General features: G+C 45.9%; 15 protein-coding genes and 1 pseudogene. 9 read left to right on the forward strand and 7 right to left on the reverse strand.

The genetic code is table 11. The annotated features are described in order from the left end of the window. Positions 1-28: 28 nt before the first annotated feature. Together ACCI51_RS09955 and ACCI51_RS09960 are read left to right on the forward strand one after the other, a co-directional pair. On the forward strand, positions 29-1,681 hold the full coding sequence (locus tag ACCI51_RS09955; RefSeq protein ID WP_371843456.1) for an amidohydrolase: 1,653 nt from the start codon (positions 29-31) through the stop codon (positions 1,679-1,681). A 796-nt stretch (positions 1,682-2,477) separates the two neighbouring features. Next, a complete protein-coding gene (locus tag ACCI51_RS09960) occupies positions 2,478-3,035 on the forward strand; it encodes an NADAR family protein (protein ID WP_371843457.1) in 558 nt (185 codons plus the stop codon). 661 nt (positions 3,036-3,696) lie between these two features. Here ACCI51_RS09960 and ACCI51_RS09965 read toward each other — a convergent pair. Further along, positions 3,697-5,931 carry a pre-peptidase C-terminal domain-containing protein gene (locus ACCI51_RS09965; RefSeq protein ID WP_371843458.1) on the reverse strand — a complete coding sequence of 745 codons (2,235 nt, stop codon included), beginning with the start codon at positions 5,929-5,931 and terminating at the stop codon, positions 3,697-3,699. Positions 5,932-8,083: 2,152 nt separating this feature from the next. On the opposite strand from ACCI51_RS09965, the gene ACCI51_RS09970 reads away from it, so the two are divergent. Continuing rightward, a complete protein-coding gene (locus tag ACCI51_RS09970; protein WP_371843459.1) occupies positions 8,084-8,488 on the forward strand; it encodes a YybH family protein in 405 nt (134 codons plus the stop codon). Positions 8,489-8,877: 389 nt separating this feature from the next. On the opposite strand, the gene ACCI51_RS09975 is transcribed toward ACCI51_RS09970, so the two are convergent. Further along, positions 8,878-11,091 (reverse strand): M3 family metallopeptidase, encoded by a 2,214-nt coding sequence (locus tag ACCI51_RS09975; protein WP_371843460.1) that lies wholly within the window; start codon positions 11,089-11,091, stop codon positions 8,878-8,880. Positions 11,092-11,303: 212 nt separating this feature from the next. Here ACCI51_RS09975 and ACCI51_RS09980 point away from each other — a divergent pair, with 212 nt between their 5' ends. From ACCI51_RS09980 to ACCI51_RS09990, 3 genes are all read left to right on the forward strand, one after another. Next, a complete protein-coding gene (locus tag ACCI51_RS09980; protein ID WP_371843461.1) occupies positions 11,304-11,438 on the forward strand; it encodes a hypothetical protein in 135 nt (44 codons plus the stop codon). 556 nt (positions 11,439-11,994) lie between these two features. Continuing rightward, the gene (locus ACCI51_RS09985; protein ID WP_371843462.1) at positions 11,995-12,480 is read left to right on the forward strand and encodes a glutathione S-transferase family protein; all 486 of its coding nucleotides are present in this window, start codon (positions 11,995-11,997) and stop codon (positions 12,478-12,480) included. A gap of 380 nt (positions 12,481-12,860) precedes the next feature. Beyond that, positions 12,861-13,493 (forward strand): HD domain-containing protein, encoded by a 633-nt coding sequence (locus tag ACCI51_RS09990; protein ID WP_371843463.1) that lies wholly within the window; start codon positions 12,861-12,863, stop codon positions 13,491-13,493. A gap of 137 nt (positions 13,494-13,630) precedes the next feature. On the opposite strand, the pseudogene ACCI51_RS09995 reads toward ACCI51_RS09990, so the two are convergent. The 3 genes and pseudogenes from ACCI51_RS09995 to ACCI51_RS10005 all read right to left on the reverse strand — a co-directional run. After that, positions 13,631-13,914: pseudogene (locus ACCI51_RS09995) on the reverse strand (transposase); the annotation flags it as partial. Positions 13,915-13,967: 53 nt separating this feature from the next. Next, positions 13,968-14,261 (reverse strand): hypothetical protein, encoded by a 294-nt coding sequence (locus ACCI51_RS10000; protein WP_371843464.1) that lies wholly within the window; start codon positions 14,259-14,261, stop codon positions 13,968-13,970. 156 nt (positions 14,262-14,417) lie between these two features. Further along, the gene (locus ACCI51_RS10005) at positions 14,418-15,188 is read right to left on the reverse strand and encodes a class I SAM-dependent methyltransferase (protein ID WP_299589143.1); all 771 of its coding nucleotides are present in this window, start codon (positions 15,186-15,188) and stop codon (positions 14,418-14,420) included. Between the two features lie 446 nt (positions 15,189-15,634). Between ACCI51_RS10005 and ACCI51_RS10010 the strand changes: the two genes are divergently transcribed. Continuing rightward, complete coding sequence (locus tag ACCI51_RS10010) at positions 15,635-16,435, forward strand: IclR family transcriptional regulator (protein WP_371843465.1); 801 nt, start codon at positions 15,635-15,637, stop codon at positions 16,433-16,435. A 59-nt stretch (positions 16,436-16,494) separates the two neighbouring features. Here ACCI51_RS10010 and ACCI51_RS10015 read toward each other — a convergent pair whose 3' ends face one another. Next, on the reverse strand, positions 16,495-17,622 hold the full coding sequence (locus ACCI51_RS10015; RefSeq protein WP_299589137.1) for an acyl-CoA dehydrogenase family protein: 1,128 nt from the start codon (positions 17,620-17,622) through the stop codon (positions 16,495-16,497). A gap of 27 nt (positions 17,623-17,649) precedes the next feature. Continuing rightward, positions 17,650-18,849 (reverse strand): acyl-CoA dehydrogenase family protein, encoded by a 1,200-nt coding sequence (locus ACCI51_RS10020; RefSeq protein WP_371843466.1) that lies wholly within the window; start codon positions 18,847-18,849, stop codon positions 17,650-17,652. A gap of 463 nt (positions 18,850-19,312) precedes the next feature. Between ACCI51_RS10020 and ACCI51_RS10025 the strand changes: the two genes are divergently transcribed. Both ACCI51_RS10025 and ACCI51_RS10030 read left to right on the forward strand, forming a co-directional pair. Beyond that, positions 19,313-21,190 carry an acyl-CoA synthetase gene (locus ACCI51_RS10025; RefSeq protein WP_371843467.1) on the forward strand — a complete coding sequence of 626 codons (1,878 nt, stop codon included), beginning with the start codon at positions 19,313-19,315 and terminating at the stop codon, positions 21,188-21,190. A gap of 32 nt (positions 21,191-21,222) precedes the next feature. Beyond that, positions 21,223-23,325: a 3-hydroxyacyl-CoA dehydrogenase NAD-binding domain-containing protein gene (locus ACCI51_RS10030; RefSeq protein ID WP_371843468.1), complete on the forward strand. Its 2,103-nt coding sequence runs from the start codon at positions 21,223-21,225 to the stop codon at positions 23,323-23,325. The last annotated feature ends 34 nt before the right edge of the window (positions 23,326-23,359 follow it).

Here is a 23,359-nt window from a genome sequence, read left to right on the forward strand (position 1 = left end):
AGTAACGAAAACAACAAGGTATCCAACCATGCGATTAGCCCAGGCCCTGGCGGCAGCACTCCTCGCCGCCACCTCCTTCAGCACCCAGGCAGTAACGCTGATCCACAACTTTTCCGGTTACCAGACTACCGAAAAAGCGCTGATTCAGTTCAGCGCCATGGCCTTTGACCAAGGAAAAGTGCTCGCAACCGGCAGCATCAAGGATCTGGCCCACAAGTATCCCCACGCGGAAAAAGTAGATGCCAAAGGTAAAACCTTGCTACCCGGCCTCATCGATGCCCACGGGCATATGCTCGGCCTAGGGCAGCTCAACACTGTATTAGATTTACGCGATCAATCCCTTCAAGGCGCCCTGAATGCGATTAAAGACCACGCTCAAGGGCTGGATCCCAACGAATGGCTACTCGGGCGCGGCTGGAACCAGGTAACCTGGCCGGACAGACGGTTTCCCACCAGCGCCCAACTCGACGCCCTCGAAATAGATCACCCCATCTGGCTGCGCCGGGTAGATGGTCACGCGGGCTGGGCTAATTCCAAAGCCCTGCAACTCGCCGGTATTGATAAAAATACCCAGGTCCCGGAAGGCGGAGAGATCGTACGAGATACCCACGGCAACCCCAGCGGAATTTTGGTCGACAACGCCATGGACCTGATGCAGAAAGCCATCCCCTCCCCCACATTGGCACAGGAAAAAAAATCGCTACAAAACGCCTTTCGTACAGCACTTTCCCTCGGCCTCACCAGTGTCCACGATGCGGGCATTACCGAGAAAACTCTCAATGTCTACCGTGAGCTGGCCAGGCAAAAAGCGATTCCCATGCGTGTGTACCCCATGCTCTCAGTGGATAGCCACAACTACACTAAATTGCTCAATGCTGGCCATATTGGTAGCCCCAGCGAACGACTCTATATGCGCAGTATTAAGCTCTCCGCCGACGGCGCCCTGGGTAGCCGCGGTGCAGCGTTATTGGAGCCCTACCATGATCGCCCAAAGGAAAAAGGGCTATTACTCTATCCTGAAGACAAAATGTTGACCTTACTCAAACTGGCCACCGACAATAACTTCCAAGTCAACGTGCATGCCATCGGCGACAGAGCCAACCAGATCGTACTCAATCACCTCGAGACGCTGAACGAAGAGAAAAGCCAGAAACAGCACCGTCATCGCGTAGAGCATGCCCAGGTGATTGAGGTAATGGATATCCCCCGCTTTAGCCAGCTCAATCTGATTGCCTCCATGCAGCCCACCCACGCCACCAGTGACAAAAATATGGCCGGTGATCGCCTGGGTGAAAAACGTCTAATCGGCGCCTATGCCTGGCAAACACTGCTAGACCAGGGGACACCCATCGCCGCCGGTTCCGACTTCCCGGTAGAACCGGCCAACCCCATGTTCGGCCTCCACGCGGCTGTCACCCGGCGCGACCGCCAGGGTAAACCCAGTGAAGGCTGGCGCATTGAAGAAGCCATGACTCCGGAGCAAGCCCTGCGTGCATTCACCCTGGACGCCGCCTACGCCAGCCACCAGGAGAAAGTAATCGGCAACCTACAGCCGGGGAAATTCGCTGACTTCATTTTGCTGGATAAGAATATTTTTGAAATTGACCCGCAGGAAATTTGGCAGGTACAGGTTTTGGAGACTTGGGTTGCAGGGAAAAGGGTTTACCGGAAACCCTTATAATTGACTTGCTCCATTTTACCCTTTGAACGTCTCTAAAGGTATTGGCAAAGCCGGCTTACAAGCAGATACTATCGCCCTCAAAGAAGCCCCAAAATTTGCCGGCAACATCCTTGCAGGAATGGAAGCAAGTGAAAGTTAGTAGACTCGTGGGACTTTGTACTGACGCTTGTTTAACCCCAAGGTTTATAGCAATCCATTCCTATGCGATCTACATTCGGCCTTGCCGCCTCTGAGCAAGGCCGTACTATCATTACTGGACTTTCAGAGGTTTCACAGCGTTATTCAGAGGCTCCCACGGTACTTTTGTAACCCCAGTTCTCGAAAAAAATTATCTATAGATCTACCTCTAAATACAATTTAGACGTTGGAAACATGAATTAAAGACGTTTACTGATAGGAAAAGAATATAGCTTTCATTAGCAACTCATAGCTAATGGAGGTCAGTTTGAGTTACCGATACTTTCGAATCCCTCAAACGAAAAATGCGATTAAGCAATATTATGCTTTTCTAGAGAGCAAACCGGATATTTATGTCAAAATTCGAGCAGTGCAAAGATCAAAAAATTTACCACATGCATGGAAAGACTCTTTTCGCTGCTTTGAAAGAACATGGAAATGCCACCGTAAAAAACAATGGATAGAGGAGTTCCTAGCCTTAATAATGCCATCGTCAACGATACGGAAACTCTTCTTGAGGTTTTGCATTGATTTTGTTAGCTACCTTAAAGCCAGGCACTTTCTAGACATACGTTACCCCTCTAATAAACAGTTACAACAATCTACAATTGGAGATATATTGAAAATTATCACTAGAGATCAACTTATCGATTTCGCAAACAACGGCAACAAGGTGAAGTACCTTTATTTCTGGGGTCATCAGGAAAATGGAAGCAAAGTAACAAAACGCTGCTTTAGCCAGTGGTATAACTCCACCTTCGAAAAAGATGGAAATCAGTATATTACTGCTGAGCACTATATGATGTACCACAAAGCTAAACTATTTGGGGATAGCAACGCGTGTAAGAAAGTGCTCACTTCGACCACCCCAAATGAAGCCAAGAGAATTGGGCGACAGGTCATTGGCTTCAAACAGGAAATCTGGGAAGAGAAACGCTTCGAAATTGTAGTAAATGCCAACCTAGCTAAGTTCTCCCAAAATCCAGCACTAAAGGAATTTTTGCTCAACACAGGAAACCGAGTCTTAGTGGAAGCCAGCCCCGTAGATACAATTTGGGGTATTGGCCTGGCGCAAGATGATTTATCAGCACAAGATCCCAACACCTGGAGAGGTCTTAATCTTTTGGGGTTTGCACTTATGGAGGTGAGAGCCTTACTTGCTTGTGATCAAGCTTAGAAGAGCGCCCCGCTAAGCTTGACCACAACAATAGATTCGCACACCTCTTCCAATCAATTTTTATAACGGCCGCTTTTATCTAGAACTTATAGATAACTTGAGGCCGGGAACACTGCTGCTAATTACTCTAATATTATCACTTCCTGCCTCACTCAACGACACGCTTTAGCTTGCGATCTCCTCCCAACAATAAACCATGTATAGTTAGAAATTAAATAACAGAGAATTTCTTTGAAAATATTGACCAGATTCCAACAGGAGAACCCTTCGAGAGGGTTTTCAAAGACAAGTTTATCAATACAGAATCGACAAAATCATCAATCGATTAAGGCACTGCTCACTCTTTAAATATTGCTAATAGAAATGGAAGACAGCGGCATACTTGTCGTTAACCTTCGCTATCTTCTAGGACTTTCAACATTGTCGCTTCAGTCAATATTGAATCTCAGAAACTCAAGTTCTCAACCCTGCCATAGTGACGTTAAACAACATGCCCGCTGGGGAGTGAGCTTTTAGTTACTATTTGGGGGGTGGTTATAGCGAAACATTAAAGACGCACATAGCTTGTCAAGTTTTTCATTTCGCCCCAAAGTAAAACAGGCAGAAGAATTACTAAACATTAAAAAATCTTCTGCCTGTGAATTACCTAGCAATCTAAATGTTAATAATCAACACTTAACCAGATATTTTTAAAACCTGTATAACCTTGAACGGTCACATACCAAATACCGGCCTTTGGCGCATTCACTTCAATAGATTCATAGCTACTCCAACGATCAGAAACGTAGTCCGCATTATTTTCTGAAGCCTGCTCACCAAATTTAATATACAGATCTGCGTCACCGCTGGAATCAACCAATGATAAACCTGTTTTTACGGAAAGCTTAGCTGCACCTTCAGGCACCTGTAACATAAAAATTTGCTCATCACCGGCTTTACCATCCAAGTCCCTCACTGTTTCACCGGCGATCAGATACTCAGATGGTAATTCACTATAAGCACCAACTAAAGTGACTTGATCAAAATCTGTATAGCCCAGGAGCATGATATGCCATACGCCTGCTTTAGGATTGGCGATTGTAACTGCCTCCTCATTACCCTCCAAATACGGACGGTAGTCATACACTGATTTTGTCGGTTTACTGCCAAAGCGCACATAAAGATCAGCATCTCCGCTACCACCACGCATTTCAAACTGTAAATCAGCGGCATTTTCTGGAACAGTTATTGTGTAATACAGTGCTTCACCAGCACCGGCTCCCAGCCCGTTAATCGGGGCTTGGTTAATGAGCTCATTAGCAGGTTCGCCCTTTAAATCCACCGCAGCAGTTAGATTTACTCCTTCAAAAGAGCGCTCAATGGGTGACAATAATACATACCAACGACCTGAATTAGGTAATGTGATCTGTATATTTTCGTTATTGCCGGCATTCTCAGATTTGAAATCAAAATCCATGACGCTAGGTTCTCGATCAAAGGCGACATAAACATTCATTTCTCCACTTGTCTCATTCTCTACTTCTGACTCCTCAGTTAGAACAGTCAGCTTTTGAGTACCTTCTGGAACATCAATATGAAAGATTTTTTCACCTTTACCCCTCAAGTCGACTCTTGGCTTACCAGAAATAAGTATTTGCTCAGCTTCTGCATCACAAACAAATGACCCACCACCTTTAACCGGATTGTATTGAATACCACCTTCCTCAAGCACGCCATTAATAAATGTGAGTATTTCACAGGAGTAAATATCCAGCAGGTTATTGGTAGCATCCACATTACTAAGGAAAGGCTTATTTATCACCCATGAAAACTGAGCGGATGCCAAATAATTACCAGAAACATTTAACGTTTCCAGGCGTTTTGGCAGCTCTGCGATTTGCGTCAAATTTTCATTGGCCGCAGTCAAGTGTTTTAGATATCTAAATAGATGAACCCCCTCTAAAGACTGGATTTTACCATTCCCGGGAGTACGGATTTCTTCAACTTCAGCTGCCTCTAGGCTGCTAATCTCGCCATTCCCGTCCATATCGAAAAATGTCAATAAATAAGACTTAAATGCCGGGTCTGGGATATTGATATTCACAGTGCCGTAGTGAGAGGCCGCGCCGACTTGATCACCACCACCCAAATCAACACGTTGCGCCATAACATCGGAGAAGTGCTCATAACCCGATTTTGGAACAATAGTCGCTTGCCCATTGACCGTATAGGCGTGAGAGGGATAGTGCATCACTGACAAGAAGTCATATTCACTATAATTATGCGATTGACGAATATCAAAATTGTAGATATAAGCTGGCTTAATATTCTCCTCAACAATATCTACGTATTTATCGCGATCCGAACGCTGCTGCTCATGCCTCATACCAATTGCATGGCCCAACTCATGAACAATAATATATTTACTATCCCAGTCGCTCAGGCTGAAAAATTGCCCACCACCGGACATTCCAACCATAGAACGGTTTTCACTACCATTTCGCACATAGATGTAATCCGTCTGATCTGTGCGCTGAACAAACTGCAAATCTGCAATCTCTTCCCAAACCTTGGTGGCATCAACAAAATTTTGTTGATTTTCTTCTGTTACACCCTCATAAAAATCATAATATACAATACCGTTTGGCCATTTGTTCGCCGATATTTCAAAAGCCGACATAATGCCTACTTGTTCAGGATTCTGCTGAATCAACTCCAGCATATCGCCTGTCAACTGGTAGAGTTTTCCATCAACAATCACTCTCTTCGCGGTAAATTGCTCTTCCAGTTGAGCAAATTCAAACGCGGTAAAGTTTGGAGTCATTGAAGTTTCTACCTGACTCGAAGCCATCGTTGAATGACCCATCAAAGCCAACGCTGTGGAAACTCCCAGCACTGCATCGGTTATTTTTTTCATTTTCATGTTCCTTCTCTGAAAATTCACGATTTATAACCAAACCTGGTGTTCAAGGCTTTAAAAAGCAGCGCCCCAATTGATTTATATCAAAAAAATCTGATCAAAGAGAGGGAGCGCCGCCGCGGGCAAGAATACAGCCATTGCGTTTTCTAGTCGACAAGAGATAACCTTTTCTTCAAAAACATACTGGACAGGGTGGCGCTCTTCGCCCCACACCGAATAAAAAGCAAACACTTTCAAGAAATTATTCTATAAGTGATATGAAATTCGTATTTGCGAAACCATAAGCAGCCCCTCTCGCAACTAACTCAGGAAGCCTTGACAAAAAATTACAGAAAGAAGACAACCGAAACAAAAGTGCCAATTACCATCATGGATCCTAAGAACCAATCACACATCAACTTATTATTGGAAACCTAATGGGAAACATAGCCACCCTCATATGACGCCAGTGTAAATAGAGGTTCTCATCGCCCGACATTACAATCCCAGCGCAATAGACCGAAAAAAAGAATAACTAAAACCACCACAAATAACTTACAAAAACGAATTCTATAACTACTTCAATTTTTTAGACGGCTAGACGCACATTACCCCTACCTTCTTTAACATTGGGGCAGGTTGATCTAAAAGTGATTACTTTGGGGGGGGGGTTCCACAGTGGAATTCGGCACAAGGAAGGTTCTCTACCAGATTAACAAATTATGACTTTGAAATCTGTTAAAGTTTAAAAATCAATGGTTTTACGAAAGTAAGGTATCACACATATTTTCGTGGCATGGGAACACCTGAATTCAGAGCGAAATTTTTCCATCGCCAAACCGAGCCTGCGCAAAGGATAGAAACAAGGCTCATCATGAATATGACACACATCAAATCTGCAAAAAATGGAACCTTTAAGGCAACCCCCTTTTTTATGCAAGATATAGTAAGTGCCTATCTACCCAGACGGATTATGGGCTCAGCTTACATCCATATCGAAAACAAAATATATAAAATCAGCTTTAAAAAACTTTGAAACATTAAATTATCGACTTACCCAAAACGATGATTAGGTATTTAGCCAAACACCCGGAAAAGTAATCACTGATGCTGATCCTTCCTCATTCGACTTAACAAGTCGGCCATCTAAGGTTTGTGCCATTGATATCGACCAGTGCTATAGCTTCTATAAAATTACAGCCCGTAGCGAGTTCGAGTAAGCTTTCCTTGTTGATTATTCGCTCACCCATCTAAGAATATTAGAAAAGCCCTCTAATATTTTTGTGAGACTCAAAGACGTTGGATCTTGGGGTAGTATGCCGCGAATGGCCTCAACGCACTGCCCTATGGCTTAGAAACCGTTTCACCTATCGCTCTCTCCCCAGACAGAACCCTCTGCAATGGCTCCAGCTGTGGTTCGATGTTTTTCCACTGACCCTTGCTGCAGTGGTAACCCGGTTGGCGCACCCACTCTTCCAAATCCTCAACTATGAATTCATATAGTATACGTAGCACTTTGCCTGGTAGAATCTTACCTCATTGATCCAGTTGTATTCACCCAGCTGCTCCAGGCCATAGGGTGACGGCAGGCATCATCGGGTTCTATAAGTCGTGCCAATCAAACTAAAAGAATTCGGCATACATGCATCAGAGTTGTCCGAGTGGGGACGGAGCTATGGCCTTCTAGGCAGCGATCCCAAAGACACACCAACCGCGCTCCTAATACGCGAAATGATCAATGCCTTCAATACATTGCCCTGCTTGAGTCAATCACAAGCTGAGTAGCAGAGTTAGCACTCGATATCCTCATCAGAATAAATGAAGTGAACTAGCCAATGTTGCCGATTGCCAATTGAAAGATCACTACAGGGCCTAGATTGCCCAACCAAGTACAATACCGAGGTATAACTCACGGATAAAGCGGAAGCAATAAAGAACCACCCGTATGGGGCTTGATCAGACGATAAAATTGATGAAAATACATTATTTAGAAGTGCCCTAAAATAATGGCGGGAGATTTTTCTTCACCCCTTGCCCCAGACCTGAGGCTTACACAATGCAAACGCAGAAGGATATTCTGCCACCAGCCGTTTTCTTTTTGTACTTCTAGCTGAGTAGATGAGCACAGAATTATGCGTACCTGAAGATCTTTTAATTTTATGGAGCCTTTATGAACGAACAAGCCACCAAAAAAATAGAATCACTCCTTATGGAGTGGGCCGAGTCTACCCGACATGATAAAAAGGACAGTATTTTAAATAATCATTTGCCAAATGCCGTAATTTTCGACGTACTTGCTCCAATGCAATACCAAAGCACTGAGGCTTATAGAAAAAGTTTTGATGAATGGCAACCGCCTTTTGAAACCCCCTCACTGTTCGAATTGAAGGAGCTGAGAATTACTTCAGGAGAGGAGGTTGGTTTTGCTCATTGCCTTATAAGCTGTGGCGGTACTTTACCCGATGGCAAAAAGATTCGAGATACTGTGCGGGCCACTTTTTGTTTCAATAAAGTGGACGAAACATGGCATGTTGCCCATCACCACATTTCCACACCAGCCAAAACAGGTAATTAACACACGAAACAAACGACTACGGCTCTGCGCCAAATGTTTAAGCGGATGTGTACTCAGCCAAGCTACCCAATAAATAAATGACGGAAGATCAACGCATTGGGATCTTAGTTAATGGATAAACAAACTAAATCCCAGTACCGAGTTCCTAGCCTGTCACTGTTAACTGAGAGAATCAGGTAGAAACCGTAAGGTAAAAGTGCCGTATTTAATAGGTAAGTAAGTTTCTTAGCCCTCGCGCAAAGGCAATCTTTCGCACTCAACCTGGAGTGAAAATTACCCGCCATTCTTCACTTAGATCTACTGATAGTGTCATTCTGACAGGGCTCAGACACTAAAAAAGCCGCATCCAAAGATGCGGCTTTTCGAGAACCAATTATTGGATCAATAATTTAGTTCTTAGCGGCAACACTACTCTCTTTCTTCTCGGGAATCGGGAAGCCACGATCGCGCATTAGTGCTTCGATATTAGCATCTCGACCGCGGAAAGCACGGTAGGCATCGGCGGGGTCCACGGCATTGCGCGGGGCAAACAGGTGTTTCACCAGTTTTGCGGCCACGTTCTTATCGTAGAAACCACCCTTGGACTCCGCAAAAGCTTCAGAGGCGTCAGAGGTCAGCACGTCGGCCCACATGTAGCCGTAATAACCGGCTGAATAACCTTCACCAGAGAAGATATGGCCAAAGTGCGGAGTACGGTGACGCATTACCAGCTCTTTAGGCATACCCAGTTTTTCCAGGGTTTCGCGCTCGAATTTATCCGGATCAATACCTTTCGGATCGACAGTGTGGAATTTCAGATCGATCAGAGCAGAAGCCAGGTACTCGGTGGTGGCAAAGCCCTGATTGAACTTGGCCGCCTTCTTGATCTTGGCAACCAGATCTGCTGGGATCGGCTCACCAGTTTTGTAATGCACCAAGTAGTTATCGATCACCGCATCGGTAGACAACCAGCGCTCCAACAACTGGGATTGGAATTCGGTGTAGTCACGCACACCGCTATTCAGGGTTGGGTAGGTCACATTGGAGGCCAGGAAGTGCAGCGCGTGCCCAAACTCGTGGAAGAAGGTCTCCGCATCATCCCAGCTCACCAATACAGGCTCGCCCGGTGCACCCTTGATAAAGTTGGAATTGTTAGAAGAAAGTACGTTCTTCTTACCATCAAAGGTGGAATGGTCGCGGTACATGGTGGCCCAGGCCCCGGAACGCTTGCCGGCGCGGGCGAATGGATCCAGGTACCAGAGGCCGATGTGCTCGCCACTGGTTTTATCGGTCACTTCCCAGACTTTAACGTCTTCGTGGAATACCGGTACTGAACCTTCTTTCACTGGAGTGAATTCGAAGTTGAACAGTTCACCAGCTACGTAAAACATAGCTTCGCGCAGGTTATCAAGCTGCAGATACTGCTTTACTTCATCGGAGTTTAGGTCGTACTTGTCTTTGCGCACTTTTTCCGCGTAGTAGCGGTAGTCCCAAGGCTCAATGGTGATATTGGCTTTCTCGGCATCCGCCACAGCCTGCATATCCGCCACCTCTTCCTTCACGCGGGCAACCGCGGCAGGCCATACCGCCTCCATCAGCTCCATAGCACGCTCAGGGGTTTTTGCCATGCGATCCTGCAAGCGCCATTGGGCGTAATTATCGAAACCCTGCAGACCCACACGCTCATCGCGCAACGTCAGAATTTCGGCAATGAGTGCATTGTTATCGTGCTCATCACCATTGTCACCACGGCTGTAATAATTGGTCCAAACCTGCTTGCGCAGCTCGCGATTGTCCGAGTACGTCAGGAAGGGATCCATGGAGGAACGGCTATTGGTAATTGCGTACTTACCTTTCTCGCCTTTCTCTTCCGCCATCGCCGCCGCAGCAGCGACAAAGGAGTCCGGTAGACCAGCCAGCTGCTCTTTACTCAGGAAGATATCGTAACCTTCCTCATCCGCCAGCACATTGTTAGAGAACGTGGTGTAAAGCTCTGCCAGACGCTTATTGATCTCGGCGTAGCGCTCCTTGGCTTCACCCTCCAGGGTGGCGCCACTCGTGGAGAATTGGGTGTAGATCAGGTCAACAACACGCTTTTGCTCTGCATCCAGATCCATGGAGTCGCGCTGGTCGTAAATCGCCTTGATACGCTTGAACAGTGCTTTGTTTTGATAAATCTTGGACTCGTAATCCGCCCAGATAGAAGCCAGCTCCTGCTGAACCTTGCGGAACTCTGGGGAGGACATGTTGGCGGCCCAGATCCCATAATAAGCTGTTGCACGACCCAGCTCTGCACCACTGCGCTCCATAGGCACAATGGTGTTGGCAAAAGTAGGCTTAGCGGAGTCAGCAGCAATCGCTTTGAGTTCAGCCAGGCTCATCTCAATGCCCTTCTCAATCGCGGGCTTGAGATCCTCCAACTCCATCTTGTCAAACGCAGGCACACCGCCATAGGGACCGATCCAATCGGCCAGCAAAAGGTTATCTGACTGTTGGGCCATGGCGTTCTTGGACTGTTCAGCCTTTACCGAATCCTTCACATTCTCGTCCTTCTGTGCCTTCTCGCCACAGCCGGAAGCGGCCAGGGCCGCAGCAATGGAAAGTGCGATCATTGTCCGACGCATTCGCTATCTCCTTCTAAGATAGAGTCTTGTAGTAGTTTTAAGAGCCGGAGTTTACCTCTGTTGGCCTTTCCCGGCCAATCCTCCTGCCGCAGCGCCCAGGGGCTACGTTCAAGCGAGTGATTTTTGCGACAACTTACCTCTAAGCGGGAAAGGGCGCAGATAGATGACAAGAGACGCCGATATTGATAACAAACACCTCAATGGTTTAGATAATGAACGAAAATTCACCGAGAAAGATAGATGAAGCTAGAGATGCCCCACTGCCCATGACCCATGACGGCACACTGCAACCAGCTGACAACACCAAAGTGCGTCGACAGACTATGCCACTAGCAACCCAGTTTTGAGCATTTACAGCGAGCCAAAAAAATAAAAACCCAAAAAAACCTAAAATACTGAAATTTTATTTCACGTATCATCAAAATCAAATATCGATACTCTATAATTTCTGCTCACTCGTCCCCAGCTAACTAGGCAATATCGCCTAAGGAGAGTGCGTAAATAGAAATAAAGGTGTTTGCTTGATCAAGACAAAATTCCCTACAGGATCTACCCATTATCGGAGAACACCCTCCTATTATTATGGGTAACAACCTGCAAATAACACTAAGCCGACACTTTTCCGCCAGACAGTGGCCACTCAAAGCTCACAGAAAAGCAAAGTAACTGAGCGTGTTATTCAACCTAATATCCTTTTGTCTATCACGGAAGTTGAGATTTTGAAAGAAGCTACTAGAATCGCTTCAATAGAAAACCTCACGCCCTAGATTGCCAACCTAACCGACACACAACTTCCTCTCACTATATTTAATATCAAAAAGAAAACCAATAAGTGAAACATCCCGCTAGGATGTTAACCGGTATAAAACCATATCACACACGCAAACCAAGCCGAATATTTCTATGAAACTTTACTTCTCACCTTTCGCGTGTTCTCTCGCCGCTCGCATTGCAATTTATGAGGCCAAACTAGATTGTGAGTTTGTGCGAGTCAACTTAAATAAAAAGGTCACTGAATCTGGAATAGACTTCTGGACCATCACAGACAAAGGAAAGGTTTCAGCCTTAGCTCTGGATAGTGGTCGCGTTCTCACTGAAAACTTTGCAGTTTTACAATACATAGCCGATCAAGCGGCGCCAGGGTCATTAATTCCCGTAGAAGATCGGGAAGATCGATACGAGGTCATCTCATGGTTAAGCTTTGTCACATCAGAAATACATAAAATGGGGGTTTACCCCCTAGCCTCCCCACATTTTTCCAATGAAATGAAAGCTATCACCAATGAACTTGTACAACGACAACTCACACTAGTTACGCCACATTGCAAAATAGAGACTATCTTTCTGGAAATTTTAGTATCGCCGATGTCTATCTATTCTGGGCGCTGACACTCTTACCGAAACTGGGTTTTCCATTGCCTGAAGCGCTTAAGGTCCTGCCAGTTTATCAAGAGAGGCTAAACAAGCGCCCAGCCTTTCGAAAGGCCCTTGATGAAGAAGTAGCATTAGCCGTCAAGTAATCCCACCCGATAGGGAAACTCACAACCTTAATAGTCCCATACCCACTCTTCTAGCTTACCCCCTGAAATCGGGTATTTTACAGCAGGTGCCGCAACCTGGCCGGCCCACCTGCTTCGACCAGATAAACACCTCAAGTCCTGTAAATTCCGCTGGCAAGGCATTAAACATGAATACCACAGGTATAAACCTGTCGAACATTAAAAAATGTATGCATACTGATATCAAAATTCAATGAAAGGCTCCCTAAAATGACAATATTCGACACTGTGAAAATCCCTGATACAGACTTATGCAAAATGACTTTGAAATTCGTTCAGGGTAATCATGATACTTTTCTACTAAATCATGTAATGAGAACCTATTTCTTTGGAGCATGCGCTGGACAAGCAGCTTCGGCAAAAATTGATCTGGAAATGCTTTTTCTAGGATCTACCCTTCACGATCTAGGCCTGGTGAAACCATATGTGAAAGATAAAAGATTTGAAGTCGATGGGGCAAATGGCGCCGCAGCTTTTCTTCATGAAAAGGGGTACCCAGAAGAAAAGATAGAAGTGATATGGGATGCAATTGCGTTGCATTCAACATTAGAAATTGCTCAACATAAAAGACCTGAAATCGCTCTGGTACAGTTCGGAGCAGGGATAGATATTGGTGCTATCCCAATAGATTCAATTGACAGCAAAACGATCGATGAAATAATTGATCAGTACCCGCGGGTCAAGTTTACGGAGCTAATGTTAAAACGCATAAGCGATGTAACATCAAAAAAACCTGAAACAACCATGTTCAACTTCACTGCTGACATCGCTGAGCGCTACAACAAGGAGTTTAAAAGAACTAACTTTTGTGACCTTATGCACAATTCAGATTTCTCTGAATAATCATTCCTCTATCGTATAGCACATTGGTGAAATGACAATAGAAGAGTCCCCGCCCCCAGGAAAAACCCCATCAAATTGAAATACTGTTAAAAACAGCCAAACAGCTTGTATTGGTGATCTCACTCCATCATCACCTACATGAGTTTCTGCTTCATACACCAAGTTGCGTTGTATGAGATACCCAAATGACTTGGTAACTCCATACAAGAGATGCCTTTTCATCCTGGGTGATAAGAAAAATACCAAGGAACCAAGTTATAAGGGGTAACTTAGTGGAATCGAAGATCGTACGGGAAGTAATCGACGTCTGGCGCCGACAACGATTACATCATTTGAGCTTTCGGTGAGAGAGATCACAATCCTTGCCATGCCAACAGTGAGGACAAGAAAATCCATTTGCCCAACGACTTTGGCATAGAGCCGCGGTACCATTTACGTACTTTATTCTGAATTCTGATCCAGAAGTAGAGGCCTTTAATAGGGGCAACTATAGTAGTCCCATGATAACTGTGAAAAGCCTCCTTTCCCCAAAATATCTTTTCTCCCTTTGTACATAGAGTAAATTTTTAGATTTTGTTGAAACGCTTTGTGTACATAATCAGGTAGTTTAATAAATTTTCCTTCTCGAATACTCCAGCAATACATTGCTTCATCATTATAGATAGCAAAGTGATAATTCCGCTTTCTTGCGCTGGCCACTCCACCTCCAACCTCTTGTGAAGGTATATATAATTCAAAGTATACGGCCTGCTTTATTACTTCTTTCAAATCTATACAATCAAAAGAGGTGATAAAATATGCAGCCTCGGATCTTTTATGCGGAGCAATGATGCAATAATTATTTTCACCTAAGGAACCTCTGAATAATTCCGAGCCAATTTGGTAGTATTCAGAGGTTCCTTAGGAAAAAAACAAAAACACCATTTAACGTTTAAAACCCTTAATAGAATATATCAGAGGAATGTCCTGCTCTTTGTGAGAAAGGTAAAATCGACCTTTTTCTCGCTCCTCCATCCCATCAAAACAATTATACGGGCTAAAAGGGTACTCTTTAAAATGAGTGATATGTATACCAGCATTGAGTAAGGCTCCAATCACATCGCTAATTGGATACACCCATGTAACGATCGTTAATCTTTCTCCCGAATCATTCTCGGTATAGGTGCCCTCCTCTTCGATATCCGGTTTCGAGTTATGGAAGTAGCTATAGCCCAAAAAGATATCAATAAAAGGGTGAAACTCTGCCATATAAAAAGTACCGCCCGATTTCAAACTACGCGATACTACATCCGCCCATTTTTGGATATCTGGCAACCAGCAGAGAACCCCATAAGAGGTAAATACAATATCATACTGGTCCTGTGTACTTTCACCAAAACCATATAGATCAGAACAAATAAAATGTCCTTGTAAACCCAATGCCTCTGAGAGTGACTTGGCTTTTTCAATGGCAACTGATGAGAAATCAACGCCTGTAACCCTAGCCCCCAACCTCGCCCAAGACAAAGTATCCAATCCAAAATGACACTGTAAATGAAGTAAACTTTTACCAGCAACATCACCCAGCTCACTTAATTCAATCTCCTTAAGTGCACTCTTTCCTTCTAGAAATCCATTAACGTCGTAGAACGTTGAATCTACATGTATTTTTGTACGCTTATCCCACAAATCTCTATTTACCGTTAAATAATCCATATTTTTATCTTACAAAATTATCATTCTTGCCTTTTCTAAAATATTACGTTGATAGCCTGATCACAAAACCTTCACCATTATAATGGTCAACCCGGAAATACAATACTAGATATACTAATCAAATCTTACTAGTCGTTGATTTATGTAAACTTTAACCGGAGTTAAATATAAAGTGAATCATTATCTATAATTTTTTCACGTTAAAAGCTATTAATGTTGTGTGTTACAGTCGCGGCAAAGGATTAGCCCCAACTACGACCAACCATGCCTAACTTCTACAACCGTCAAATCCTACAGTAACACCACCAATCAATTAGAAGCTGACTAGAAATTTCTCCGATCAGGATTCTTAACCTTGATGCCCCCATATGTAAAATACAGGCATATCCTTCTGTCACATCGGCAAAAATTGTATAATTGTCATGATCAAAGCAGGATTTTAGCCCATGGTTTCATTGAGTGATCTCCCCAGAAGAAAAGACACCGAACCCGACCGCAAGTTTATTGAAGCCCTGGCCCGTGGCCTGGATGTACTCAGAGCATTTCAGCCCGGCGATGGTTTTCTGGGCAACCTCGAGATTGCCCAACGTACTGGACTACCCCGTTCCAGTATCTCACGAGTGACTTACACACTCACCAAGCTGGGCTATTTGACCTATTCTGAGAGACTGGAAAAGTATCAACTGGGTAGCGGAGTACTGGCTTTGGGTTACGCCTTTGTCTCCAATCTTACTATCCGTCAAGTCGCCAAGCCTTTGATGCAGGACTTGGCCAACACTACGGGTACTGCGGTGGGATTGTCTGACCGCGACCGGCTCGATATGATTTTTGTTGAATTTTCTGCACCCGCCAATGTCACCGCTTTTCGCCATGAAATTGGGAATCGGGTGGCTATGGCTACCAGTGGCACTGGCCGAGCTTATCTGGCCGCACTTCCCCAGGAAGAACGCGAATATTTTTACCCATATCTTGAGAAAAAAGCCGTGGCGGACTGGCCGAAAACCAAAGCCGGTATTGAAGAGGCAGTAATAAGTTACCAGCAACGTGGTTTCTGCTGTTCTTTTGGCGACTGGAATCGCGATGTAAATGGAATCGCAGTTCCTTTACAACTAAGCCAAGGACATATCTACACGTTTAATGCCGGTGGCCCCGCCTTCCGGCTCAATCCAGAATTTCTCGAAAACGAAGTCGCCCCCTTATTAAAAAACATGGTCAGCAATATTAAGACGATGTTGATTCGCCTCTAAAATACTCTGAGGTTCACAGCCAAAAATCTTCTACCAACCTTCAGCTGTGAACCCTCGAATTAGTGCTCGGCAAACCGCAAGGTGTGGAAATCTGTACTGCCAAAAAGGTACTGAATTGTTGTCAAGCGTTTAAAGAAGTGGCTTACATCCAATTCTTCAGTTACACCGATTCCACCATGTATCTGTATGGCCTCCTGACCAATTAGCCTAGCGGCCTTACCAATACGGCTTTTCGCAGCGGAGACAGCTTTAGGCGCTGCACCCTTGTTACTATCCCATTGCAAGACTGCCATTAACAAAATTGATCGAGCCTGTTCATACTCTGTGAACATATCCACCATTCGATGCTGTAACGCCTGGAATTTACCAATAGCAACACCAAACTGTTCTCGAGTTTTTGTGTACTCCACAGTTTTCTTATAAATTTTTTCCATTGCGCCCACAGCCTCTGCGCAGAGCGCTAGTGTGGCTCGATCGATAGATTTTTCAATTGCAGGTAAGGCCGTACCCTCAACACCTATCCGATTTGCCTCAGGGACTTTCACATTTTTAAATTTCACTTCCGCTGCACGGTGCCCATCTACGGTACGGTAACATTGGCGAGAAACACCCTCACTATCGGCATCCACCATTAAAAGGGTAACACCTTCTCGGTCATACTGGACTCCACTGGTACGCACGGTAACCAGCAATTTATCTGCAGCCTCAGCATTGAGGACAACCGCCTTGTGGCCATTCAGGATGTAAGCGTCACCTTCTTTTTTCGCGTTGGTTGTAATGTCTGCAAGGTTGTATCGGCTCTGGGATTCGGCAAAGGCAAAAGCCAGCTGCAACTGTCCCTCCATTAATAGACCTAACAACTCCCTTTTCTGTGCCTCACTGGCACTATCGGCAATCAGCCCACCACTCAAAACCGCAGTCGCCAAGAAGGGCTCCACCACCAATCCACGGCCAAATTCTTCCATTAGAACCATCAGGTCTACAGCAGAGCCACCCAAGCCACCATCCTGTTCGTTAAAAGGCACCATGAGCCAGCCCAGCTCGGCAAACAACCGCCAGTTTTCCAGGCTAAAGCCTGTATCACTGCTCACCAATTTACAACGACGATGAAAGTCATAATCCTGTTGAACAAACTTACTAACACTGCTTTGTAGCATTTGCTGCTCTTCACTATAGGAAAAGTCCATTGTTCCAATCCTCATCAGATGCAAAATTTACAGGCCAAGCACCCATTTGCTAATAATATTTTTCTGGATCTCATTACTACCGCCGTAAATTGATGCTTTGCGGTTATTTATATATCGTGGCGTACTACTGGTAATGAGTCCGGGACCGACCATTTCTCCGTCAAAATCACTTTTAAACTGATCCTTTACAAATGGCATTCCATAGTAACCAGCAATTTCCACATAGAGCTCATCTAGACGCTGAGCCACCTCAGTTCCTTTTATTTTCAGGATTGAAGATTCCGCACCCGGAGCATTACCGGTACTGATGGCCGCAAGTGTGCGTAATTCGGTGAACTCTAAAGCCAGTAACTCTATTTCAACTTCAGCAACTTTTTGTGCAAAAACGGTGTTATCTAGCAGATTAGTGCCGCTATCGCCTGTTTCTTTTGCCACGCTTTTTAAATTTTGTAAGCGTTTTTTAGCTATGGCAACTCGTGCAATTCCGGTGCGTTCATGAGTCAACAATACCTTGGCGTAGGTCCAGCCCTGGCCCTCTTCCCCAATACGATTTGCCACCGGCACCCTTACATTATCGAAATGCACCTCATTAACCTCGTGGTATTCCCCGAGAGTGGTGATTGGCGATACGGTTATGCCGGGGCACTTCATATCAATCAACAGAAAACTAATGGCTGCCTGATTTTTAACTTCTGGCTCACCGGTACGCACCAAGCAAAAAATCCAATCGGCGTAATGCGCCAGGGTGGTCCAGGTTTTGGTGCCGTTGACAAGGTAGGCATCACCATCGCGAACGGCCGTAGTTTTTAATGAGGCCAAATCGGAACCAGCGTTTGGCTCCGAATAACCCTGGCACCACCAGACATTACTTTGCAGAATATCGGGAAGAAAACGCTTTTTTTGTTCTTCGCTGCCGTAGGTAAAAATGACTGGCGCAACCATATTCAACCCAAATGGAATCACATCTGGTGCTCCGAAATTGGCGCATTCGTTGGCCCAAATATATTTCTGGGTCGACGTCCAACCTGTGCCGCCATATTCAACCGGCCAGTTAACTGCAGCCCAACCCTTTTCATAGAGAATTTTTTGCCAACGAACAAAATTTTCCTTAGCTAAAGGGATTTCTTTAAGTGTGCTTTCTCTAATATCTGGCGGTAATTTCTCGCGTAAGAATTGCCGAACATCCTGTTGGAAAACTAACTCCTCTGGGGAAAAGTCCATATTCATTCGCTTGCTCCTTTTGTTTTTGGAGAGGTAGTAAAGAGCGATTTATCTAGCAAACTTCTTATTTAGGCCGAGTAGTTGCGGTGAACCAGATTGAGAATTTTCCACAACCGGCGATACCAATCTTCAGCCTCGCTAGCTTAAGGGGCATCCACTGTTTTCTTCCAGAGCCAATCCAGATTGTGTAGATCACCGGTATTACATTGAATACATATCTCTCTGAACTATTTGCAATTCAAAGAATTAACCGCCTTGCTGAAAGGAATCTAATGCCATTCTCATAATTTGGACTCTCTTACACCGCATGCCAGGATGTTTTAAATGACATTTTTACTGGATGCAGCTTAAAACGGTGGCTCGGCTCACCTAAACAAATGAAAAACTACCACTTAATTCCGCAGAGTGGAATGCCGATATCACTTTTGCTATGGTCGTCATTATAATAACCAAAGTGAGAGAAGCCCCCATGTCGATCACGCCATCGCAATCCGCCAGTCCCACACTGCAGTCTCTTGCAGAAATTCAAACCTACGAAAAAGTCCCTCTCTCGCAACGTTATCCGTGGGAGAGCACCTTTGACCTTATCCGACAGTCCGCCCGTCTCTATCAAAAAGATGCAGCCATCGAGTTTCTACCGACTGCCGCCCCAGATGAAGAAACCATTTCCGTAAGTTTTTCCCAGTTGTCAGAGCGGGTTCATCAAACTGCCAATCTGCTTCACACCCTCGATATTACATCGACGGATACGATTACAATACTGCTACCCAACCTGCTGGAAACCCATTTCGCCCTCTGGGGGGCACAGGCGGCAGGTATTGCTAGCCCCATTAATCCGCTGCTGGAACCAGAGCACATCGTTGAGATCATGAATACCACCAAGGCCAAAGTGCTAGTCGCTCTTGGGCCAGATCTGAGTGAGGAGATGTGGGGTAAAGTAAAGAAAGTCATCGGGCGAGTACCAACTCTTCAGGCGCTCCTACTGGTTAGCCAAAAACCAGCACATATGGTGACAGTACCCACCGGCGTACGAGTGGAAAACTTTGTCACAGCCATTAAGCAGCAGCCTGATGCCCATTTAATAAGTGGGCGCACCATCCATGGGGACGATATCGCCAGCTATTTTCATACCGGGGGCACAACCGGACACCCAAAGGTTGCCCGCCTCACTCATAGTAATATTGCCTTTGTGGCTCAGCTCAGTGCGGATACCACCGCAAACAAGGGGCGCTTCGCCACCCTGAGTGGCCTCCCCCTGTTTCATATATTCGGCACAGTCGTTGCCGGTATTGGCACTCTGCTCTCTGGTCGCACGATCGTTATAATGACCCCAGAGGGCTTTCGTTCGCCCAATGTGCTGCCCAACTGGTGGCACCATGTCGCCCGTTTTCGTGTTCAAGGGTTTGTTACCGTACCCACGATCCTCGGCGTTTTGTTACAAATCCCTGTTGATGACAATGACATTAGCTGCCTGACGGATATAGGCTGTGGGGCCTCTCCATTACCCACTGGGCTAAAGAATGCCTTCGAGGAAAAATTCAATGTGACAATCAGCAACGGCTATGGGATGACCGAATCCAGCTGCCTCCTCGCTCGCCCCCCCACCGACCTACAAGCTCCCGACGGCAGTGTTGGCCGGCGTCTTCCCTATATGGAGATGCGGATTGCCGAAATAGTCGGCAACCGGCTAATAAGAACCTGCAACGCCGGTGAGGTCGGTATTGTGCTGGCACGAGGGCCACATATTTTCTCCGGCTACCTCTCCGAGGAGGACAATGCTAAGGCTTGGGTGGATCACGATTGGTTCAATACCGGTGATATGGGATATCTCGATGGGGATGGCAACTTATTCCTGACTGGACGTGCAAAGGACTTAATTATTCGCGGCGGCCACAATATCGATCCCGCATTGATAGAAGAACCTTTATCTCGGCACCCCGCTGTTGCCATGGCCGTTGCAGTTGGCCAACCCGATGCCTATGCTGGGGAAGTTCCAGTTGCTTATGTCACCCTTTACCCCTCCGACAACCCTCCCAGCGAGGAGCAGCTGATCGATTACTGCCGCACCCAAATTTCTGAGCGGGCAGCCATCCCTAAACGAATCGAAATCATTGATGAAATTCCATTAACTGCTGTGGCCAAAGTGTTTAAGCCTGCGCTGCGCAATCGCGCCACAGAATATGTGGTTGGCCAAGCATTACAGGAAAACAATATTGCCGCAGAACTCTCTGCCAGCTTTGATGCTTCTCGCGGTCAGATCGCAAAAGTACGACTGGAACAAGCTTCAAACAAACCTGCAGCAGAAGAGGCCCTGGAAAATTTACCTGTAGCACTGGAATTTGATTAAGCGCAAAAATTTCTTAAGATCTGGAGGGAGCTATGTCTGCCGTACATTACGAACTCATAGGCAATATCGGGGTTATTCGACTAAACAATCCCCCCGTTAACGCCCTATCGCAAGCATTACGAGAAGGTTTATGGGGCGCCATTAAAAACGCCCAAGATGATACATCCCAGGCACTGATTTTACTGTGTGAAGGCCGCACCTTTATCGCAGGTGCCGACATTACGGAGTTTGGCAAGCCTCCGCAGGCTCCTGCACTATCCGAAGTAATTACAGAAATTGAAAATTCTCACAAACCCGTAATTGCCGCCATTCACGGCACAGCTTTGGGCGGGGGCTTCGAAGTAGCGCTGGCCTGTCACTATCGCTGCGCCCTGGCCTCCGCCAAGATTGGTCTGCCCGAAATCAAACTTGGTTTACTTCCGGGTGCCGGCGGTACCCAACGCACGCCACGCTTGGCGGGTGTTGAAGCAGCACTGGAGCTAATCACCAGGGGCACTCCGATCTCTGCCGAAAAAGCCGAGAGTATGAATCTTATCGATCGGGTCATCGAAAATGATCTATTATCAGGTACCCTTACTTATGCCCATGAACTTATTCAGCGTAACGCGCCTACGCGCCGGGTCAGAGATATATGCATAGACCCAGCCAGTATTCCAGAGGGATTATTTGATGACTTCCGTCAGCGTCTGGAAAAAAGAACACGCGGTCAGCTTGCACCACAGCACATTGTTTCTTGCCTAGAAGCGGCTGTTAAGCTGCCCTTTGAGCAGGGGCTGGCAAAAGAGCTGGACCTGTTTATTGAATGCCTACTCTCCAGCGAGTCCGCAGCACTTAGACATCTGTTTTTTGCCGAACGTACTGCTACAAAAATCAAAGGGCTGCCTAAAGATACTCCCACCAGGGAGATTAAGAGCGTTGGTATTATTGGTGGAGGCACCATGGGTGGAGGTATCGCCATGAATTTTGCCAATGCCGGCATCCCGGTCAAACTACTGGAGGTCAGTCAAACCGCTATTGAAAGTGGCCTAGCTGTGATCAGTAAGAATTACAGTATCAGCATGAATAAAGGGAGGCTCACAGAAGGCCAAAAAGCGCACTTTCTCTCGCTAATCCAGGGCACTACCAACTACTCTGAGCTAGCAGAAGTTGATCTGGTAATTGAGGCTGTTTTTGAAAATATGGCACTCAAACAGGAGGTTTTTACCAAGCTGGATCAGAGTTGTAAACCCGAGGCTATTCTCGCAACGAATACTTCCTTCCTGGATATCGATCAGATTGCCGCCGCCACCTCAAGACCTGAAAACGTTATCGGGTTACATTTTTTCAGTCCCGCAAATGTAATGAAACTACTCGAAGTAGTTCGCGGAACAAAGAGTGCAGACCCCGTTATTTCCACTGCGATACAACTGGCAAAAACTATCAACAAGACTCCTGTACTTGCCGGTAACTGTTACGGCTTTATCGGCAATCGTATGCTGCTTCCTTATAATCGTGAGGCACAATTGTGCCTATTGGAAGGCGCCACTCCAGAGCAAATCGATTCGGTGATGGAATCCTGGGGTATGGCCATGGGTCCGATTGCCGTAGGTGACTTGGCCGGACTCGATATAGGTTTCAAGGCACGCCAGGGGTTAAGTGATGCCGAAAGAGGAGATCCAAAAACTTATTGTATTGCTGATGTCCTGGTTAAAATGGGCCGCCTTGGCCAAAAGAGTGGAGCCGGTTACTACCGCTATGACCCCGAAACCCGTGCACGCGTTAATGACCTGGAAGTACTAGCTATAATCGAAGCTCAGGCTGAAATTCAAGGGATAAAGCGTCGGAAAATCTCCAATAAAGAAATCCTCGAGCGGCTTACTTTCGCCCTAATTAATGAAGGCGCAAACATTCTGGAGGATGGCACGGCTCAACGTCCCAGCGACATCGATGTTGTATATGTTTACGGCTATGGCTTCCCCGCCCATCGCGGTGGTCCCATGTACTACGCCGACAACATCGGCCTGGCCAAAGTCTATGAATCGATTTGCGCATTCCATGATCGGCTGAGTGAAAACTGTTGGACTCCGGCACCGCTACTGGCTCGGCTTGCCCGGGAAGGCAGCACCTTCGCGAGCTGGGCAGATGACTCGCATTAATATGTGCTTTTACTCGATAAACTCTATCGAGTCA

Origin of the sequence: Microbulbifer echini (genome assembly GCF_041447225.1) — a bacterium.
In the GTDB taxonomy this organism is placed as follows: Bacteria; Pseudomonadota; Gammaproteobacteria; order Pseudomonadales; family Cellvibrionaceae; genus Microbulbifer; species Microbulbifer echini.

Coding starts and splice junctions, on each gene's coding strand:
- ACCI51_RS09955 (WP_371843456.1), top strand. CDS start 29: ATGCGATTAGCCCAGGCCCTGGCGGCAGCACTCCTCGCCGCCACCTCC.
- ACCI51_RS09965 (WP_371843458.1), bottom strand. CDS start 5,931: ATGAAAAAAATAACCGATGCAGTGCTGGGAGTTTCCACAGCGTTGGCT.
- ACCI51_RS09970 (WP_371843459.1), top strand. CDS start 8,084: ATGAACGAACAAGCCACCAAAAAAATAGAATCACTCCTTATGGAGTGG.
- ACCI51_RS09975 (WP_371843460.1), bottom strand. CDS start 11,091: ATGCGTCGGACAATGATCGCACTTTCCATTGCTGCGGCCCTGGCCGCT.
- ACCI51_RS09980 (WP_371843461.1), top strand. CDS start 11,304: ATGAACGAAAATTCACCGAGAAAGATAGATGAAGCTAGAGATGCCCCA.
- ACCI51_RS09985 (WP_371843462.1), top strand. CDS start 11,995: ATGAAACTTTACTTCTCACCTTTCGCGTGTTCTCTCGCCGCTCGCATT.
- ACCI51_RS09990 (WP_371843463.1), top strand. CDS start 12,861: ATGACAATATTCGACACTGTGAAAATCCCTGATACAGACTTATGCAAA.
- ACCI51_RS10005 (WP_299589143.1), bottom strand. CDS start 15,188: ATGGATTATTTAACGGTAAATAGAGATTTGTGGGATAAGCGTACAAAA.
- ACCI51_RS10010 (WP_371843465.1), top strand. CDS start 15,635: ATGGTTTCATTGAGTGATCTCCCCAGAAGAAAAGACACCGAACCCGAC.
- ACCI51_RS10015 (WP_299589137.1), bottom strand. CDS start 17,622: ATGGACTTTTCCTATAGTGAAGAGCAGCAAATGCTACAAAGCAGTGTT.
- ACCI51_RS10020 (WP_371843466.1), bottom strand. CDS start 18,849: ATGAATATGGACTTTTCCCCAGAGGAGTTAGTTTTCCAACAGGATGTT.
- ACCI51_RS10025 (WP_371843467.1), top strand. CDS start 19,313: ATGTCGATCACGCCATCGCAATCCGCCAGTCCCACACTGCAGTCTCTT.
- ACCI51_RS10030 (WP_371843468.1), top strand. CDS start 21,223: ATGTCTGCCGTACATTACGAACTCATAGGCAATATCGGGGTTATTCGA.